This window comes from Flavobacterium sp. 102 (assembly GCF_003634615.1).
Classification (GTDB): Bacteria; Bacteroidota; Bacteroidia; order Flavobacteriales; family Flavobacteriaceae; genus Flavobacterium.
Genome location: NZ_RBKX01000001.1, coordinates 3,102,115 through 3,119,888 on the forward strand (window position 1 = coordinate 3,102,115; position 17,774 = coordinate 3,119,888).

Consider the following 17,774-nt stretch of genomic DNA (forward strand, 5'->3'; position numbering starts at 1 on the left):
AATCTTTGGTAATATCATTCTAATTTTGTAAAAATTAATTTTCACTCAATAAATTACCACCTTATATGTCACGAGCCATTGTACACATGGATTTAGATACCTTTTTTGTCTCTTGCGTAAGACTGGAAAACCCTCAATTAAACGAGATTCCTCTAATCGTAGGTGGTGGCGAAAGAGGAGTCGTGGCATCCTGTTCTTATGAAGCAAGGTATTTTGGCGTGCGTTCCGCCATGCCAATTCGTATGGCAATGCAATTGTGTCCGCAAGCCAAAATTGTAAAAGGTGACATGGAATTGTTTTCAAAAAAATCCCATGAAGTAACCCAAATCATCGAAGAAAATTCACCACTGGTGGAAAAAGCTAGCATCGACGAATTCTATCTCGACATTACCGGTATGGATAAATTTTATGGCTGTTACAAATGGACAAACGAATTGATACATACCATCACCAAAGAAACCGGACTACCGATAAGTTTTGCATTATCCGTAAACAAAACGGTTTCCAAAATCGCTACCGGAGAAGGCAAACCCAAAGGCAATCTCGAAATTCCGCAGAACATGGTGAAGCCGTTTCTAAATCCATTATCCATTCGTAAAATCCCAATGGTAGGCGAAGTAACTTTCAATCTCCTTTCCAGACTCGGAATTCGTAATATCGAAAAGTTATCCGAAACTCCGGCGGAGGTGCTACAAAGTATGATAGGAAAAAACGGTCTCGAACTATGGAAAAAAGCCAACGGCATCGACAACACCCCGGTGCAACCCTATACCGAAAGAAAATCCCTTTCAACAGAACACACTTATCTACAAGACACCATCGACATCAAAAAAGTAGAATCATTGATTTTAGGCATGGTCGAAAAACTAGCTTATCAAGCGCGTGCCGAACAATGGTTAGTATCAACACTAGTCATCAAAATACGCTACGCCAACTTTGACACCGAGAATCTCCAAAGAAAAATCGCCTACACCGCCTGCGATCACATCTTGTCCAAAATAGCCATAGAATTATTCAACAAACTATACAACCGCCGCATGCGAATCAGATTAGTCGGAGTATCATTCACCGGCTTAGTCCGTGGCACCTACCAAATCAACATGTTCGAAGACACCGAAGAAATGGTAGCCCTATATCAGGCTTTAGACAAAATGAAAAACCGCTTCGGCTTCCAAGCCGTCGGCCGTGCCAACGCAATATTAAAAAACACAACTTAATAATAAAACCTTTGTCACCCTGAGCCTAGCCTGCACTGAGCACAGTCGAAAGGTCGTAGGGCCAAACTAACAACTCAAAATTCAACATTCTCAATTCAACATTCAACATTCAAAATTAAAATGTACCTCAACTGCCACTCCTTCCACTCCCTCCGCTTCGGCACCATTCCACTAAACGAACTAGTGGAACAAGCAGTGCAATACGGCGTTACGGCAATGGCACTAACCGACATCAACACAGTAACAGGCATTTATGATTTTATAAAAGCTTGTGCTTTAGTAAACATTAAACCATTAGTAGGTATCGACTTCCGTAACAATGGTAAACAATTATTCATCGGACTCGCAAAAAACAGAAAAGGAATTGCAGAAATGAACCGCATAATAACAAACCATAATTTTGAAAACACACTACTTCCGGAACAAGCTCCCAATTTCGAAAATGTGTTTGTTATTTATCCATTAGATAATGTCCCGGAGGAACTCAAGGAAAACGAATTTATAGGCATTAATGCAGAGCAATTACCCAAATTGTACAATTACGTCTGGAAAAGAAGAACTCTCAAAATGGTCATACTACAATCCGTTACATATCGTACCAAAAAAGAATTCAACCTCCATAAAATACTCAGAGCAATCGACTTAAATATTATTGGTTCAAAATTGAAGGATACTGATTATTGTAAAGTATCCGAAGTCATGATACCAGTCAACAATCTTTTAGAAAAATTCACTGACTATCCTCAAATAATCCAAAATACACAAGCCATAATCCAAGCCTGTAATTTCGAATATGATTTCAATACCCCTAAAAACAAAAAACACTATACGACCAACAAACACGATGATATTGCATTACTGACTAAACTCGCATCCGAAGGAATGATACGCCGTTATGGTCCTGCCAATGCAGAAGCCAAAGCCAGAGTCGAAAAGGAATTGAAAGTAATCAACGATTTAGAATTCAGCGGCTACTTTCTCATTACCTGGGATATTGTACAATACAGTATTAGCAAAGGCTTTTTGCATATTGGTCGGGGCAGCGGTGCCAACAGTATCATTGCGTATTGTCTCGACATTACTAACATTTGTCCCTTGGAACTCGACTTGTATTTCGAGCGTTTTTTAAACGTCAATCGCAAAACGCCACCCGATTTCGATATCGATTGGTCTTGGCGCGAACGCGATACCATCTTAGAATACATTTTCAATAAGTACGGCAGAGATCATGTGGCGTTCTGTGGGACCAATGTCGAATTCAAGTACCGCTCCATTTTCCGGGAAGTAGGCAAAGTGTTTGGCTTACCCAAAGAAGAACTCGATGAATTGGCCAAAAACCCAATGCAAAAGCACAACAAAAATGAAGTGGTCAAAATGGTTCAGGAATATGGTATGATGCTCGAAAAATACCCCAATCAAAGAAGTATGCATTCCTGTGGCATCATCATTTCAGAAGAACCCATAACCAATTTCACCGCACTGGAAATGCCGCCAAAAGGATTTCCCATAGTCCAGTTTGACATGCACGTAGCGGAAGATATCGGGTTTGATAAATTCGATATCCTGAGCCAGCGGGGCATTGGCCACATCGACGATACTGTAAAGCTGATTAAAGAAAACCAAGGCATAACAGTCGATATACGGGATACTTCCCTTTCCAAAGACGAGAAAACCTGCAACGAACTCTTAAGCCAAGGCAAAACCATTGGCTGCTTCTACATTGAAAGTCCCGCCATGCGGGGTTTGCTCCGAAGATTAAAATGTAACAATTACAAAGTATTAGTGGCGGCCTCCTCCATCATCCGTCCCGGAGTAGCACAATCCGGCATGATGAAAGAATACATTTTCCGCCACAACCATCCCGACCGTTTCGAATATTTCCACGAGGTGTTTAAAGAACAATTGGGAGAAACCTATGGCATTATGGTATACCAGGAAGATGTTATCAAGATTGCGTTACACTACGGCGGTCTTCCTGCCGCCGATGGCGATATCCTACGACGAGCCATGAGTGGAAAAGGACGCTCAAAAGCAGCACTGCAAAAAGTAAAAGACAACTTTTTTGATTCCTGCAAAAAGCAAGGACATCCCGACCAGTTAAGCCAGGAAATTTACCGCCAAATTGAGTCATTTGCAGGATACTCCTTTTGCAAAGCACACTCTGCCTCCTATGCTGTCGAGAGCTACCAAAGTCTGTATTTGAAAACCTATTATCCAATAGAGTTCATGACAGCGGTAATCAACAATTTTGGTGGGTTCTACCGTACCGAAGTCTACATTCACGAAGCCAAAATGTCAGGGGCAAAAATCCACAATCCTTGCGTCAATAAAAGCGAATACCAAACCAATGTATATGACAAAAATATTTACTTAGGTTTTCAGCATCTTAAAAGCTTGGATTCTAAAACAGGAGAACTCATTGTAAAGGAACGCAAAGAAAATGGCCCGTATTTATCATTAGAAGACTTTATCGATAGAATTCCCATCGGAATTGAAGGCATCCAAATACTAATCTTCATTGGCGCTTTCCGTTTTACAGGCAAACCAAAAAATGAATTATTAATAATAGCTCGGTTAATTTTAATCAATTTCAAACCCGAAAACCGCAACCTAATGTTACTCAAGGAACCGGTTAAGGAATATAAATTACCGGTTTTAGAACGTTCACCATTCGAAGATGCTTTCGATGAAATTGAACTACTCGATTTTCCGGTCTCTGTGACACCCTTTAATCTACTCCAAACAAGATTCCGCGGCGATGTAATGGCACGGGATTTGACCAAACACCATAAAAAAACAGTACGGATGTTGGCTTACTTAATTTCTCGCAAACACGTTCCCACCAAACGAGGCGATATGTATTTCGGAACTTGGATAGATGCCGAAGGAGAATTTTTCGACACAGCCCATTTCGCCGATTGCCTACAACAATATCCTTTCAAAGGGGGTGGATGTTATTTGTTATTGGGTCAGGTAGAAGTCGATTACCACTTCCCAACCATTACCATTTCAAAAATGACCAAAATGCCATTCATTCCCGATCCTCGTTATTCAGCCACCGATGAAAAACGTTTCCAAACACAACAGCAAATCCGCGAAGACGTCAGCATGACACAACGAGCACCTTACCCTCAGGAACACGAGATTAATTTACCCCGACAAAAAATGGGGCCGAGTGTATGAAAAGAGTCCGGTGGACTCTTTTAGCGAAGGAGCCAGGCGGCGCGAGGGCCAAAATAAAACAATAAATGATAAAACAAATGTTCTTAGAAAATAGCATTAGAATCTGGCAGGCGAGCGTCAAATATTTGAAGAATTCTTAAAATGAAAAGCTGTTTGATCCCGTTGCCAAACGGGAGAGTTCTTTTCATTTAGACCCAAACCGTAGGTGAACGGTGCGAAGCAAATTCAAGAATAGATTTGACCGCCGAAGATTCAGAGCCTTGACTTTTTTGTTACTTTTTGTGTCAAGACAAAAAGTAAAGAACTTGAAAAATCAGACATTCTAAAATGAAAAACAAAAAGTTCTAAGATCCCTTTCCGAAGGAAACGAAAGCAACAAATTCCGCTTAAAATGCCATTAGACTATGGCAGCCGGGCACCTGCACCACGAAGATGCAGAAAAAATAAAACGCTGTTTGATCCCGATGCCAATCGGGAGAGTTCGTTTTATTTCTGCTTCGAGTGTGAGCAGGTCGGCGAATAGTCCAAGGCTTGATTTTTTGTTTCTTTTGTATCAAGACAAAAGAAAATAATAAAACAAAATAAATGAAAAAAAAGGAATACGCTATAGTCGATATCGAAACCACAGGCGGCAACGCCAGTCACAGCCGCATTACCGAAATCGCCATTATCATCCATAATGGTACCGAAGTAATCGACCATTGGGAAACACTAGTCAATCCCCAAAAAGAAATACCACCAGCCATTTTTGCACTAACAGGCATCAACAATGAAATGGTACGCTCAGCCCCTATCTTCGATGACATTTCAGAAAAAGTTTTAGAGATGCTCAACGACCGAATCTTTGTAGCACATAACGTCAATTTCGATTATTCATTCGTTCGTCACGAACTCGAAAAGAGTGGTTTCAAATGGACAGCTAGAAAACTTTGTACCGTTCGTGCGGCTCGAAAAATCAAACCCGGTTTACCATCTTACAGCTTAGGCAGACTTTGTAATTCATTAGAAATTCCACTCCTAAACGCGCACCGCGCGGGAGGCGATGCATCGGCAACAGCCATCTTATTTACCCGACTGCTGGAATGGGACACCGAAGGCGAAATGTCAAAAATGATAAAAAAAACGGCACAAGACCAACGCTTACCACCTAATTTACCTCCGGCAGATTTTGAGCAATTACCAGAAAAACCGGGCGTTTATTATTTCTACAATCAAGAAAAAAAGGTAATCTATATTGGCAAGGCAATCAACATAAAGAAAAGGGTCGCTACCCATTTCAGCGGCCATAAAATCACACCACAAAGGCAACAGTTCTTGCGCGATACCTATAGCATTTCATTTGAAGTTTGTGCTACCGAACTAATGGCATTACTGCTAGAGTGTTCAGAAATTAAAAAACTATGGCCTATATACAATAAGGCGTTAAAACGTTTTGAACCCAAATTTGGTCTTTACCAATATGAAGCCCGAAGTGGTTACAAATACTTGGCCATCGGAAAGCTAACCAAATTCCAATCCTGCATCGAACCTTTCAATAGTTTGTATGAAGGTATAAATCTATTGAAGAATCTGGCGGAGCAATTCGGCATTGACAATAGGTTCTGCAATTACGGTATGGTCAATAAGGGCGAAATTTTTCAAAATGCAGACCACACTGAGTTACCCGCTGTAGAGCTACACAATGAACAAGTAACCAGCGCCCTTGATTTCTTATTAAATAACAGAAATACTTTTGCCATTGTAGACAAAGGCCGAACCAAAGAAGAGCACAGTTGCATTTGGGTCGAAAAGGGACACTTTTATGGCATGGGCTATATAAACGCTGAAACTGGTATTACCACTATCACAGAACTTAAGGAGTGTGTAACTCCGTATAAAAGCAATAATTATATTATGCATTTAATTTACGCCTACGCCGAAAAATACCCCAATAAAGTGATCAAATCAACTGCTAAACAACTGGAGTACAAAAACTAAAAAAAAGCAGTACAAAATAGTAAGTCTTTACAAATTCGATTAATTAAAAGTAACTTTGCACCCACTTGACCGCTTATGCTAACTGATACATTTCTACAACTCGTTAAAAAATACAACAAAGCCCACGAATTGGCTAATAACCTTTGGTTGGAAATATTTACCAAATATTCCGAATCCAAAAGGCATTATCATACGATCGAACATTTAGAAGCAATGATAGCCGATTTAAAAGAAATAAAAGATAAGATTACGGAATGGGACACCCTATTATTCGCCCTATTTTACCATGACATAATCTATAAAGCGTCAAGCAGTACAAATGAAATTGACAGTGCTAAAATAGCACGACAAAGACTAACAGAAATAGGATATCCGGATGAAAAGATGGAGAAATGTGTCGCTATAATTAACGCCACAAAACAACATGAACTCTCAGACGACAGCGATACTAATTACCTTTTAGATGCCGACTTAGCCATTTTGGGTAAAAACCCAGAAGACTATCAAAGATACACAGAACAAATCAGAGAAGAATATACAATCTATCCCGATTTTATGTATGCAAATGGAAGAAAAAAAGCACTACAACACTTTCTTCAAATGCAACAAATCTATAAAACAGACTATTTCCAAAAAAAATACGAAAAACAAGCACGAGTAAATATCGCAAACGAACTCGAAACCTTACAATAACAAACTAAAACAAACACCAACCTTCTGCCATTTCCGCTCTGTCATTCCCGCGCAGACGGGAACCCACCTTCTGCCCACCTTCTGAAACCATCCAAACCAAAACCGCCACTTTTGCGATAACCAAAAAGTGCAGTATGAACTACCTAAGTCATTTTCTCAACAAAAGCCTATCCGACAACCTCAACCCATCCCACATTAGCCTATACCTAGCCATCTACCACTGCTGGCAACACAACAACCAAATAAATCCGGTAAGCATCACAAGCAAAGAAATCATGCAACGCAGCAAAATCAATTCCCGCGCCACCTACCACAAATGCCTAAAAGACCTTCACAACAAAAAATACCTAAACTACACCCCATCCTTCAACCCCTTCAAAAGCAGCCAGGTTTTTCTTTTACTTCCTAAACGAATCGCTAAGTAGGGGCTAAAAACCGCCCTCATAGGATTAGCGTAGTAAACAACGTAGATGTAAACGGCAGCGTACCACGAGATGAGCCTGAAAGGCGAACGGATTGGTATGTGGAGTGAGCATCAAGGTAGTTTTCAAGCTAAAACTATGTAGGCTTGACTTTTTGTTTCTTTTGGGTCAAGCCAAAAGAAAGGAATGAACCAATAAAAAAACCCAAGCTTCTCAACTTGGGTCAAAAACAGTCTCAACTATTTTTCGTGCTTCTTAAGGATACATTTCAGTACCGTCGAAATGGTAAAACTCACTATGGCGCCAATCGCAGCCAAAACAATGGTTTTAATCAAATCATCACCTGAAATATTCGACAGTATACTCAAAAATGTTCCTCCTACAGTGCCGCAAACAATAGAATGATTATTGGACATTCTTCTTCTTTACAGCGGCCTTTTCAGGCTCAATCGTCAGCTGGCTAATGGCTGTCGCCACTCCTCCGGCTACCGCTACATAACCACCAATCGTAGTCACTATGGCAGGTAAAGCTACCGGAGCGGTTAACACAGCACCACTTACAGCGAGTAAAGCCAAACCTATAGTCCGAAGCACTCTGAAAAACTTAGGGGTTGGAGCTTTCGCTCTGTTTACTACATTCATATTAAAATATTTAATGAATTATTAATTCTACCCTTTCTCCTTGGTCAAGGGCTTGATAAGTTAACGCCTTGAGTTGCCTAAAAGCTTTTCTCGACATCAACCCCAAACCCGAACCCGAAAGTTTCGTTACAGGAGCAATACAGCCTTGCAATTCCTTAAGGGCATTGTTAGCAGGATGAAACAGTATATATTTTCTGTTAGTAACTCCCACAATCTCCAAATGCCATCGATACTTGGCACTGTATCGCTTTACAATAAAATATTTCCCCTCCGGTATACAGGAAACTTTGGGTAAGTTATCCTTCCACGGCAGTTCAATCGTAAAACAAATAAACTTACCGTTACATTCCAGCTTCCCATTAGTACCAGCGGGGAAATAAGTTCTAGTGAGTATCAGAACCATTATACACCACTATCAACAGCAACAATAGACAACGGATTATAAGCACCATTTTTCAAAGGATACATAGTGCCGTTGACTTCCTGATAAAATTCCACACCAACAGCCAATAATAATGGTTTGGTACTGTTTGGCGTTACAGGATTAGTATGAGCAATCACCGCTGTTGGAGTTGTGTCCCACGGCAATATGGCCGTCTCGGCAGTAGCAACCACATGGGTTTCTGCCTCAAAATCCAACTCAGCCCCTCCCGAAATAATCTTAAAATGGGTGGTTCCCGAAGGTGCCGCAACCATATTGATTGGAATAAAAGAAGCAATGTCAAGGGTAATATCACCGGTAACACGATCAATACTTCCAACGATTGGAGCATACAAACTGTTACTCAACTTACCGTTGATATTGAACTCAAATCCAACCAACAACTCGGTCTCTCCGTCAATCACATTACGCTGCCCTCTCTCACTAACCAAATCCGCTTTAATGACTTTCATCATGGCTTGGGTCAAACGACCTACCATACGATTGTCTGCGGTATTTAGTAACAAGGGACGCAAGGCCACTCTCAGTACTTTTCCTGCCTTGCCGGCTCTGCCAAACTCGTAACCGTTTTCTCGAGTTCGCTGAAAAGCAGGATCCGTAGCAATCCTGTTGCCTTCAATGGCGCTTTTCTCTTTCACAAGGTATCCATCCTTGGTTTTGTAAAAAGTAATATCACCGATAGTACCTTTTATTTTCAATATGCCTTTCTGTCTGGCCATGATTTTAAAATTTAAAATGTGAATGAAACGAAATGTTTAAGGTACATTTCACCAAACCTCAGAATTCTGTTTTTTGATGCATCTGTAATTCGAATTACAACGCAAAGCTTATAAACAGCAGTCATTCAACAAAATACAGCTGACCAAAAAGGACCAGTTAGGACTACTTAATCCTATTTAATCCTATCAATAATTTTAAAATGTAATATTTTTTCTATAGTTTTGATTTGTCCCAATGAAAGGGTACAGGAGTAAACAAAGAAATTCTATGGCCAAACCTGAACCTAAAAGAATTTGCATTTACCCCAAAGACGTTCAAAGAATTACGGGTCGAGGTTATAGATACTCTCGACTACTATTGCTTGAAATTCGGAAGCACTTCAACAAGCAACCGCAACACTTGGTAGCCGTTGAAGAATTTTGTCAATACACCGGATTGCAAGTAGACCATGTAATGCCTCTGATTGTCGGGTAAGCAAGAACCAACCTATCTGTGACACTTTCTTATTTATTCTTAAAACTTGTTCAATATTTGAACTTCCTTACCATAACTCCCAACTCATAACTCATAATTCATAATTCATAGCTCCATACTTAATACCTCCCTTATAGGAAAGCCCTACTTACTATATGAGTAGTGTATCAAAACATACATTATGTCAAATAGAGAAACGATAAAGAGGCTACTATTGATTTTGCGATTTATTGTTGAGTTTTTGAGAGGTCTAATTTGGCTTCATACTGCTTCCGATAGGCTAACCGTGTTTACTCAGAATGATTGATTGTAATTGGTTTTTGTGGGTATCAATAGTCCTTCAACTCCCGATAGTTATCAGGACAGGATGACAGTTGTGTAGACGATTGGGTTTTGTGGATAGTGAGGGAATTACGAATTTTATAACCGGAAAGCTTTTACGCACTTAAAAGATTAATGATATATTTGTTATAGTAAGTTATACTATATATTGTGATCTTAATTGAATTGAAAGACAAAAAATAATCCATGCCTAAAACAAGACTATTTATAAGCAGTGTACAAGCAGAATTTGCTGAAGAAAGACAGATGATTTTCGAATATATTTTGTCGGATCCTTTGTTGGGGAGGTTCTTTGATCCTTTTTTGTTTGAACGATTACCTGCCATTGATCAAAGAACTGATGCTATTTATCTGCTTGAAGTGCAACAATGTGATGTTTATTTAGGTTTGTTGGGCACGCAATATGGTTTTGAAGATGCAGCAGGCGTTTCACCCACCGAACGTGAATTTGACCACGCTACACTACATCATAAAACCAGATTGATTTTCTTAACCAGTCATAGTACCCGGGAACGACATGATAAAGAAAATGCCTTTATTCAAAAAGCACAACAGGTTTTAATCAGAAAACGATTTACTACTATTGATGAATTAAAAGCTGCTGTTTATGCCGCTTTAGTTAATTACCTTATCGAAAAAGAGTTAATACGAGTTGGTCCTTTTGACGCTGCCACAGATGCAAGCGCAAGTATTACTGATATAGACGAAAACAAAGTACGTGAATTTGTTCAAGTAGCCAGAGCTAAAAGAGGGTTTAAATTACAGGAAACCGCTTCGATTGAAGAAATTTTGGTCCATTTAAACCTAATGAAAGACGCAAAACTAACCCATGCGGCTTTGTTACTCTTTGGTAAAGAGCCACAGCGTTTCTTTATTAATTCGGAGGTGCGTTGTGTACATTTTCACGGAACTATTGTAGAGAAACCCATTCCATCCTACAAAGTGTTCAAAGGCGATGTATTTGAACTGGTGGATCAAGCAGTTGATTTTGTACTTTCAAAATTAGATTACTCTGTTGGTACTCGGAAAGAAAATATTGAAATTCCCGGAAAATATGAAATCCCCAAAGAAATCGTAGCCGAAGCCATTGTCAATGCGATTGCCCATAGAGATTATACTCATAACGGCAGTGTGCAAGTTATGTTATTTAGTGATCGCTTAGAGGTGATTAATCCCGGCGCTTTACCTTTGGGTTGGACGATTGAAAAGCTTAAAGGGCTACACACCTCGGTACCTGCCAATCCTTTATTGGCAGAACCTATGTATCTGAAAGGATATATAGAACGCTTGGGTACAGGAACGGCTGATATGGTAAGAATTGCTAAAGAAAACAATCTTCCGGAACCAAATTTTGAGCAACAAGAAGCGTTCAAGGCTATTCTTTACCGACCAAGTACCGACCAAGTACCGACCAAGTACCCATCAAGTACCGACCAAGTACCGCAGGAGTACCGTAGTACTTCCGTAGAAGTTCGAAATTTGTTAAAAGTAATGGAAGGAGAAATGAGTAGGAAAGAAATACAACAGGCTCTGGAATTAAAACACGAGGGGAATTTCAGAGAAAATTATTTGGAGCCGGCTTTGGCTGCAGGAGTAATTACCATGAAATACCCGGATAGTCCAAACCATCCGAAACAGAGGTACCTACTTACAGCAAAAGGGAATGCTGTAAAGAGACAACTATAATGAAAATCCTAACTTGGAATATACAAAGACCCAAAAAAGCAAAGCGTTTAATTCTGGACAAACTAGCCCAATATAACGCTGATATCGTAGTCTTAACTGAAACAAATATTATTATTACCCCCGGCAAAGAATACAATGCTATAGCCACAGAATCATTACCAAAAGGTCATGATGGTATTGCATATCAAGCAGGAGAAAACAGGACTACCATTTGGACCAAATATAAAATAGTATTGCAGCACAAAACGTATGATGCTTTTACTTCAGTTTGCGCTCAAATTGAAACCCCTGATGGCCTATTAAATGTTTATGCTACTATCATAGGCGTTTTTGGAGGAATGGGAGAACGCTTCAAAAGTGATTTAGGAAACCAACTTTTAGACTTTGAAAAGCTATCCCACGAAAACTCTCTTTGTATCGTTGGCGATTTAAACGTTACTTTTTCAGGAAGGGCTTATCCAAGTCACGATGCAAGAAATAAATTAAACAACGCTTTTGAAAAAGGCAACCTTAAAAACCTGACTTCAGAAATTGAAAACAATGTTGACCAAATTGTATTGAGTAAAGACTTTATTAAAAATAAAAAAGTGACACTTGAGACTTGGAATCATGATAAACAGTTAAGTGACCATATTGGAATTTGCTTGACCTTGTCATAAAATTACAATTATTGAGGTTGTTATCTGTGAGAAATTTTATATGTTTGATGAGATTCTACGCTTAGTGTTTTATCAAAAAAACATTATAGAAATAATGTCTCGTCTCAATAATTAAATAACCTACTAAATATAATTAAAAACAATGAAGAAGTACTTCTTACACAACGGTTCAGAAAATATAGGCCCCTTTAACCTTGAACAATTAAAAGAAAAGAAAATCACAAAAGACACTCCCATATGGTATGAAGGTATAGCAGATTGGACTACTGCCGGAGAAGTTGCAGAGTTGAGAAGTATCCTTGTCAGTATTCCACCCTCTTTAACTAAGAAATCACCACCGAGTATTAAACAAGGAAAGAATAAAAAGAATAAGGAGAAAAAGTCTACAACTTTAAGAAACGTACTTATAGGCGTTGCTACCATAGTATTGGTGTTTTCCGGGTTGGCCATTTTTGCCATGATTAATGATAAACCAAATGATTCTTTTGAAAATATAATACCTGAGGAGGAAGCTGCTCCTGTAGCCCAAGAGATTGACTATAGTCAAATTAGAAACGCTATAGAAGAAAAAGTAACTGTTAGTACTAATCAGTATAGTTATGATCCCCTAGGTGGTATCAGTAATCTTGATGTTACTGTTAACAATACTACTGATTATACCATTAATGAAGTGACGGTTGCTGTAGACTATATTAAAGACTCAGGAGGTGTTTATAAAACGGAGTATGTTACTTTAAAAAATATTCCGGCTCATCAGGATAAAACAGCATAGGCACCTGATAGTGAAAGAGGCACTTCAGTAGAAGTTAAACCTATTACAATTAAATCAAAAAAGTTACATTTGTGTTTTGATGGCACAGTTGCCCCAGCTGCCGGAGACCCAGATCCTTTCTATTGTAATTAGTTTAATCCTAAAAAATATACTTATGGCAAGTTGTATCATTTGCGGAGAGTATACCAAATTTAACGGTGGGCATTGTTTAACGTGCTATTCCAAACTGCAAAAAAAGACAGAGGAAAAAGTTAGTGCTGCTCTTGAAAAAGAAGATACTCACGGTCTATCAGACAAGGCAAGATTGTACCGTTATAATATGATTAAAGGTCGTATTGCTGAAACCTTAATACAAGAGCTATTTTTAAGTCTTGGGTACAATGTTTTCAGATATGGTATGGAAAACACCATACCCGGCATCATGGAATTATTAAAAGGAGTTCGTTCGGAAGTAGCCGAAGAGATTAAGCGAATGCCTGATTTTGTGATGCAAAGTCCCAAAAGCAAAGAAGTTTATTTTATAGAAGTAAAGTTTAGGGCTAGCGAAGAGTTTACCTTTAAAGATTTACCGAAAAACTATCCTTATGAAAATGCCTATATCATATTGGTTTCTAAAAAGCATATCAAATGCATTACTTATCAGGAATTAAAAGAAGGCAAGGAAATCTCCCCTACTTCACAAAACTATTTAGGCAGAAGAAAAGAATTTGATTTGGATAAAGAGGTTATTATTGATTTCTGTAATTTTGCTATACAGTTTTTTGAATCAGTGTAATATTGAATATCTTATAAAATAAATCTCTTATACATTTGAATCTATCAAAATTATTTTAACTATCATACCACCCCAACTTTACAGTTAATAAATTTACCCCTATATCTAATGATAACCCATCAGCAGAGCATATGTGTAGAATTTATAATACCATCGGCGCACTAAATGATATACGATTTCATTTGGTAAGAAATAATCTTGACGAATTTAATTCGCTTGATGAGTTAATCCATTTCGAAAAGAGCTATCATTCTAAAGAACAAGAAGTTATATTAAAACACACATTATTACTTCAACAAGAAAAAATAGTGCTTGAAAAAGATATAGCTACTCTAATTGAGGCTATTTCGAAAACGGAGAGCGAACATGAACAACAATTAAAGCAAAGACTTGACTTTTTAAAACAAGAGATTGAAAACCTGTCTATAGCCAATTCGGAAATTATACCAATGATTAAAGAGTATTGGTTGAATATGGTGATTTGGATAAAAATTTGGTTTACACCGCTCTTGTTTCGCTGTAGTATTATCATTACCAAAAGAAAGTATAAACTTTTACTTTCTAAAAATAATAACCGCTACCAACATCTCTCTAACAATTTCACGGTGGCGGTAAATGAGAGTAGTTCACTGCAGTTGCAAAAACTTCAGCTTAAAAGAACAGTTATTAAAGGTGTAAACAATTCAATCTATGGCGCTCTAGGAGAACAGAAAGTTGTAGATGTTTTAGAAAGCTTGTCTGATGATTATATTCTGATAAATGATTTTCGCTGTACATTCTATCCTCCAATATATAATCGAAAAGAAAATGACCATATAAAATCTGTTCAAATTGATCATTTGCTGATTTCACCATCGGGTATTTTTTTAATTGAAACCAAAAATTGGAGCAACCATTCAATAGCCAATAAAGAGTTACGTTCGCCTGTTCAACAAGTGAAGAGAACCAACTATGCGCTATATAGGCTATTATCGAATGAAATAAAAAAATCTAATTTGAGTTTCACAAGAAATCATTGGGGAGACAGAAAAATCCCTATCAGAAATCTTATTGTTTTCATTAATAATAAACCCAATGAGGAATTTCAATTTACAAAGATTCTTGCCTTAGATGAATTGAATAAATATATTAAGTACTTTACTCCTAGTTTTACTAATAAAGAAACCGAAATGATTGCTGATATTTTGCTTAAAATCTCAGACCGCAATGAAATATCATCAAAATTGAATGTTTGATTGTAGGGACAGGTCGCGACCTGTCCCTACGGGGGGGAACAGGAACGAGAACCCTTCGACCCATTCCTTCGGCATCCCGATAGTTATCGGGACAGAATAAACTAGGCGCAGGATAAACTCAACTCAGCCCTTCAACTCCCGATAGTTATCAGGACAGGATGACAGTGTGTAGACGATTGGGTTTTGTGGACTGGGGAGGGTTTCGATTTTTAAGGAAGGAAGTAGTGATTAGATGAGGGGTTTGGGAGAGGGATATTGGGGTGGTTTTGATTGTGAATTACGAATTAGAAATTACGAATTACGAGTTATGAGTTATGAGTTGGTCCTTCGACTCCCGATAGCTATTGGGACAGTCCTTCGACTCCCGATAGCTATCGGGACAGGATGACAAATGTGGGTGGCGATTGGCAATTGTGCTGAACGAAGGTCTTCGACTCCCGATAGTTATCGGGATAAACTAAGGTGACTGTAGTAATAAGTAATGTCGTAATGCATTACTCACAACTTTTACTATTAGTTACACAAACAAAGTTTCCAGTTACATAATTCACGGATTACATTACATTAAAAGGTAGTTTCCGCTGTTAGGCTTTTATTCAACCTACCTTTACCATGTAGCGATAATTAAATTGCTGCTTTGCCCCCAAATCTATATTATGAATAAACATCTACTATTGGTAACCTCGGTTGCCCTATTCTCTTTTGCTGCCCATACAAATGCCCAGGCACCCGTACTGGGAACATCGGCTGGTTTTGCACTTTTTTCAACTAATGGAGCGGTCAGCAGTACCGGACTCTCACACATTACCGGTAATGTCGGCACCAATAACGGCTCGAGTACCAATTTCGGAAACGTAGACGGTGTCATGCATGACGCTGATGGAACTACGGCGAATGCAGCGGCTTCCCTTACGGTTGCTTATAACCAATTAGACGCAGCCATCCCAAACTTTTTTCCCGCACCGCTACTAGGAAACGGACAATCACTTAATGCAGGAACTTACTTTATAGGAGAAAGTGCCAGTCTGAATAATACCCTGACACTTAACGCACAGGGAAATCCCAATGCCGTCTTTATCTTTCAGATAGAGGGTGCGTTTTCATCGGCAGCCGGAGCACAAGTACTACTTACGAATGGAGCCGTAGCCTGCAACGTGTTCTGGAAAATAGAAGGGCTTGTAGATTTAGCCACCAATACCGTCATGAAAGGAACCATCGTTGCCAATAATGCAGCCATCATACTTAATACAGGTGTTTCACTCGAAGGTCGTGCGCTTTCAACAACAGGTGCCATAACGGTTTCCGGAGTAACTGTAGTAATGCCGCTTGGTTGCGGAACTCCGGTGCTTACCGGACCTACTGCACCTGCGCTTAATACCGTTGCCTGCTATACGGTTTTTTCAGGAAATGGTGCCGTAGCCAATACAGGGGTTTCTTTTGTAACTGGCGATATTGGAACCAATGTTGGTCTTACAACGGGCTTTCAAACAGAAAACGTAACCGGGACAATACACCCAAACCCTGATGTATCGACTGCACAATGTGCCTTCGATTTGAACAATGTGTATACCTATCTTAGTACACTTCCTGTCGATATAGAGCTGCTTTATCCTGCAGCCTTTGGGCAGAATTTGGTGTTGACACCTCATACCTATCTTATGAATGCTGCAACGGTATTAAACGGAACCGTTTTCCTAAACGCCCAGAATAATCCCGATGCCGTATTTGTAATCAAGATTGTCGGTGCACTTTCAACCAGTACCTATGCCTCGGTAGTATTGCAGAATAGTGCACAGGCGAAAAATGTGTTCTGGAAAATTGATGGTGCCACCAGCCTGAATGATTACGCTAGCTTTAGGGGAACCCTAATCGGTAACAATGGAGCCGTAATATTAAATACAGGAACCACTGTCGAAGGACGTGTCCTAAGTACAAGTGGTGGAATATCCACCTTTGGAATCAATGCTCAGATGACACCGGGTTGTGGTGCTTTAGGCATAAACGATGTTATAAAAGCTAAGGCGCAATTCTATCCAAATCCGTTTACTTCTTCTTTGAATGTAACTTTGGCTGATTTTGATTCCGGTTCATCCGAACTTACGATTTATAATGCATTGGGTATGGTAGTCCTAAAGACTTCACTAACGCAAAGCACCACTAGCATACCTATGAGTCTTGCTTCAGGGATTTACTATTACAAACTCTCAGGTGCTGATGGAACGCTTCAAAGCGGTAAGCTTATTTCAAGACAATAGTGTCTATTTAAAGTAGACCTCTTTTATAAAATATAAAAACCGATTGGGAAACTAATCGGTTTTTCTTTTGGGAACTTGAGACAACAGTACGTTCGTCAGTTCGAGTATCCCGTCTCGTTTAGAAAAAGAGACGGGATGTATCGAGAACCCTCGTATAACAAAAAGACTGACAATCGCCTCATCCCTCTTCCCTCTTTGTCCTAATATGCGCTTGCTTGTCATTTTGCAAGACAAGTGTTCTCTAATTTTGCCTCATCAAAACAAGATTATTCATAGTGCT

At 39.1% G+C, this 17,774-nt stretch carries 15 protein-coding genes; 11 read left to right on the forward strand and 4 right to left on the reverse strand.

Features of this window, described 5'->3' with window-relative positions:
- Positions 1-65: 65 nt before the first annotated feature.
- From dinB to C8C84_RS13690, 4 genes are all read left to right on the forward strand, one after another.
- Entirely contained in the window at positions 66-1,217 is a 1,152-nt protein-coding gene (gene dinB / locus C8C84_RS13675) for a DNA polymerase IV (RefSeq protein ID WP_121314178.1), read from the forward strand.
- Between the two features lie 120 nt (positions 1,218-1,337).
- Positions 1,338-4,400 (forward strand): DNA polymerase III subunit alpha, encoded by a 3,063-nt coding sequence (locus tag C8C84_RS13680; protein ID WP_121314179.1) that lies wholly within the window; start codon positions 1,338-1,340, stop codon positions 4,398-4,400.
- A 585-nt stretch (positions 4,401-4,985) separates the two neighbouring features.
- Positions 4,986-6,377 carry an exonuclease domain-containing protein gene (locus tag C8C84_RS13685; RefSeq protein ID WP_121314180.1) on the forward strand — a complete coding sequence of 464 codons (1,392 nt, stop codon included), beginning with the start codon at positions 4,986-4,988 and terminating at the stop codon, positions 6,375-6,377.
- A gap of 75 nt (positions 6,378-6,452) precedes the next feature.
- On the forward strand, positions 6,453-7,070 hold the full coding sequence (locus C8C84_RS13690) for a hypothetical protein (RefSeq protein WP_121314181.1): 618 nt from the start codon (positions 6,453-6,455) through the stop codon (positions 7,068-7,070).
- A gap of 661 nt (positions 7,071-7,731) precedes the next feature.
- On the opposite strand, the gene C8C84_RS17150 is transcribed toward C8C84_RS13690, so the two are convergent.
- From C8C84_RS17150 to C8C84_RS13705, 4 genes are read right to left on the reverse strand one after another with little or no spacing between them, the layout of a single operon-like run.
- Positions 7,732-7,908 (reverse strand): hypothetical protein, encoded by a 177-nt coding sequence (locus C8C84_RS17150; protein WP_199717176.1) that lies wholly within the window; start codon positions 7,906-7,908, stop codon positions 7,732-7,734.
- Entirely contained in the window at positions 7,898-8,134 is a 237-nt protein-coding gene (locus C8C84_RS13695) for a hypothetical protein (protein WP_121314182.1), read from the reverse strand. The genes C8C84_RS17150 and C8C84_RS13695 overlap by 11 nt, the downstream gene beginning before the upstream one ends.
- Positions 8,135-8,144: 10 nt before the next feature.
- Positions 8,145-8,537: a DUF5675 family protein gene (locus C8C84_RS17195; protein WP_121314183.1), complete on the reverse strand. Its 393-nt coding sequence runs from the start codon at positions 8,535-8,537 to the stop codon at positions 8,145-8,147.
- Positions 8,537-9,295: a hypothetical protein gene (locus C8C84_RS13705; protein ID WP_121314184.1), complete on the reverse strand. Its 759-nt coding sequence runs from the start codon at positions 9,293-9,295 to the stop codon at positions 8,537-8,539. Before C8C84_RS13705 ends, C8C84_RS17195 begins: the two co-directional genes overlap by 1 nt.
- 268 nt (positions 9,296-9,563) lie before the next feature.
- Between C8C84_RS13705 and C8C84_RS13710 the strand changes: the two genes are divergently transcribed.
- From C8C84_RS13710 to C8C84_RS13740, 7 genes are all read left to right on the forward strand, one after another.
- Complete coding sequence (locus tag C8C84_RS13710; RefSeq protein WP_121315077.1) at positions 9,564-9,770, forward strand: hypothetical protein; 207 nt, start codon at positions 9,564-9,566, stop codon at positions 9,768-9,770.
- A 528-nt stretch (positions 9,771-10,298) separates the two neighbouring features.
- On the forward strand, positions 10,299-11,798 hold the full coding sequence (locus C8C84_RS13715) for a Fic family protein (RefSeq protein ID WP_121314185.1): 1,500 nt from the start codon (positions 10,299-10,301) through the stop codon (positions 11,796-11,798).
- Complete coding sequence (locus C8C84_RS13720; RefSeq protein WP_121314186.1) at positions 11,798-12,457, forward strand: endonuclease/exonuclease/phosphatase family protein; 660 nt, start codon at positions 11,798-11,800, stop codon at positions 12,455-12,457. Before C8C84_RS13715 ends, C8C84_RS13720 begins: the two co-directional genes overlap by 1 nt.
- A 142-nt stretch (positions 12,458-12,599) precedes the next feature.
- Positions 12,600-13,229, forward strand: coding sequence for a DUF4339 domain-containing protein (locus C8C84_RS13725; protein WP_121314187.1), 630 nt, complete (start codon positions 12,600-12,602; stop codon positions 13,227-13,229).
- Positions 13,230-13,383: 154 nt separating this feature from the next.
- Positions 13,384-14,004 (forward strand): hypothetical protein, encoded by a 621-nt coding sequence (locus C8C84_RS13730; RefSeq protein WP_121315078.1) that lies wholly within the window; start codon positions 13,384-13,386, stop codon positions 14,002-14,004.
- A 131-nt stretch (positions 14,005-14,135) separates the two neighbouring features.
- Positions 14,136-15,239 carry a nuclease-related domain-containing protein gene (locus C8C84_RS13735; protein WP_121314188.1) on the forward strand — a complete coding sequence of 368 codons (1,104 nt, stop codon included), beginning with the start codon at positions 14,136-14,138 and terminating at the stop codon, positions 15,237-15,239.
- A 656-nt stretch (positions 15,240-15,895) separates the two neighbouring features.
- Complete coding sequence (locus C8C84_RS13740; RefSeq protein WP_121314189.1) at positions 15,896-17,494, forward strand: ice-binding family protein; 1,599 nt, start codon at positions 15,896-15,898, stop codon at positions 17,492-17,494.
- Positions 17,495-17,774: the final 280 nt, after the last annotated feature.

Excerpts from the sequence above, each read along its gene's own strand:
- C8C84_RS13725 (WP_121314187.1), top strand. The coding sequence starts at position 12,600 with ATGAAGAAGTACTTCTTACACAACGGTTCAGAAAATATAGGCCCCTTT.
- C8C84_RS13740 (WP_121314189.1), top strand. The coding sequence starts at position 15,896 with ATGAATAAACATCTACTATTGGTAACCTCGGTTGCCCTATTCTCTTTT.
- dinB (WP_121314178.1), top strand. The coding sequence starts at position 66 with ATGTCACGAGCCATTGTACACATGGATTTAGATACCTTTTTTGTCTCT.
- C8C84_RS13680 (WP_121314179.1), top strand. The coding sequence starts at position 1,338 with ATGTACCTCAACTGCCACTCCTTCCACTCCCTCCGCTTCGGCACCATT.
- C8C84_RS13710 (WP_121315077.1), top strand. The coding sequence starts at position 9,564 with ATGGCCAAACCTGAACCTAAAAGAATTTGCATTTACCCCAAAGACGTT.
- C8C84_RS13715 (WP_121314185.1), top strand. The coding sequence starts at position 10,299 with ATGCCTAAAACAAGACTATTTATAAGCAGTGTACAAGCAGAATTTGCT.
- C8C84_RS13720 (WP_121314186.1), top strand. The coding sequence starts at position 11,798 with ATGAAAATCCTAACTTGGAATATACAAAGACCCAAAAAAGCAAAGCGT.
- C8C84_RS13705 (WP_121314184.1), bottom strand. The coding sequence starts at position 9,295 with ATGGCCAGACAGAAAGGCATATTGAAAATAAAAGGTACTATCGGTGAT.
- C8C84_RS17150 (WP_199717176.1), bottom strand. The coding sequence starts at position 7,908 with ATGTCCAATAATCATTCTATTGTTTGCGGCACTGTAGGAGGAACATTT.
- C8C84_RS13735 (WP_121314188.1), top strand. The coding sequence starts at position 14,136 with ATGTGTAGAATTTATAATACCATCGGCGCACTAAATGATATACGATTT.
- C8C84_RS13690 (WP_121314181.1), top strand. The coding sequence starts at position 6,453 with ATGCTAACTGATACATTTCTACAACTCGTTAAAAAATACAACAAAGCC.
- C8C84_RS13730 (WP_121315078.1), top strand. The coding sequence starts at position 13,384 with ATGGCAAGTTGTATCATTTGCGGAGAGTATACCAAATTTAACGGTGGG.
- C8C84_RS13685 (WP_121314180.1), top strand. The coding sequence starts at position 4,986 with ATGAAAAAAAAGGAATACGCTATAGTCGATATCGAAACCACAGGCGGC.
- C8C84_RS13695 (WP_121314182.1), bottom strand. The coding sequence starts at position 8,134 with ATGAATGTAGTAAACAGAGCGAAAGCTCCAACCCCTAAGTTTTTCAGA.
- C8C84_RS17195 (WP_121314183.1), bottom strand. The coding sequence starts at position 8,537 with ATGGTTCTGATACTCACTAGAACTTATTTCCCCGCTGGTACTAATGGG.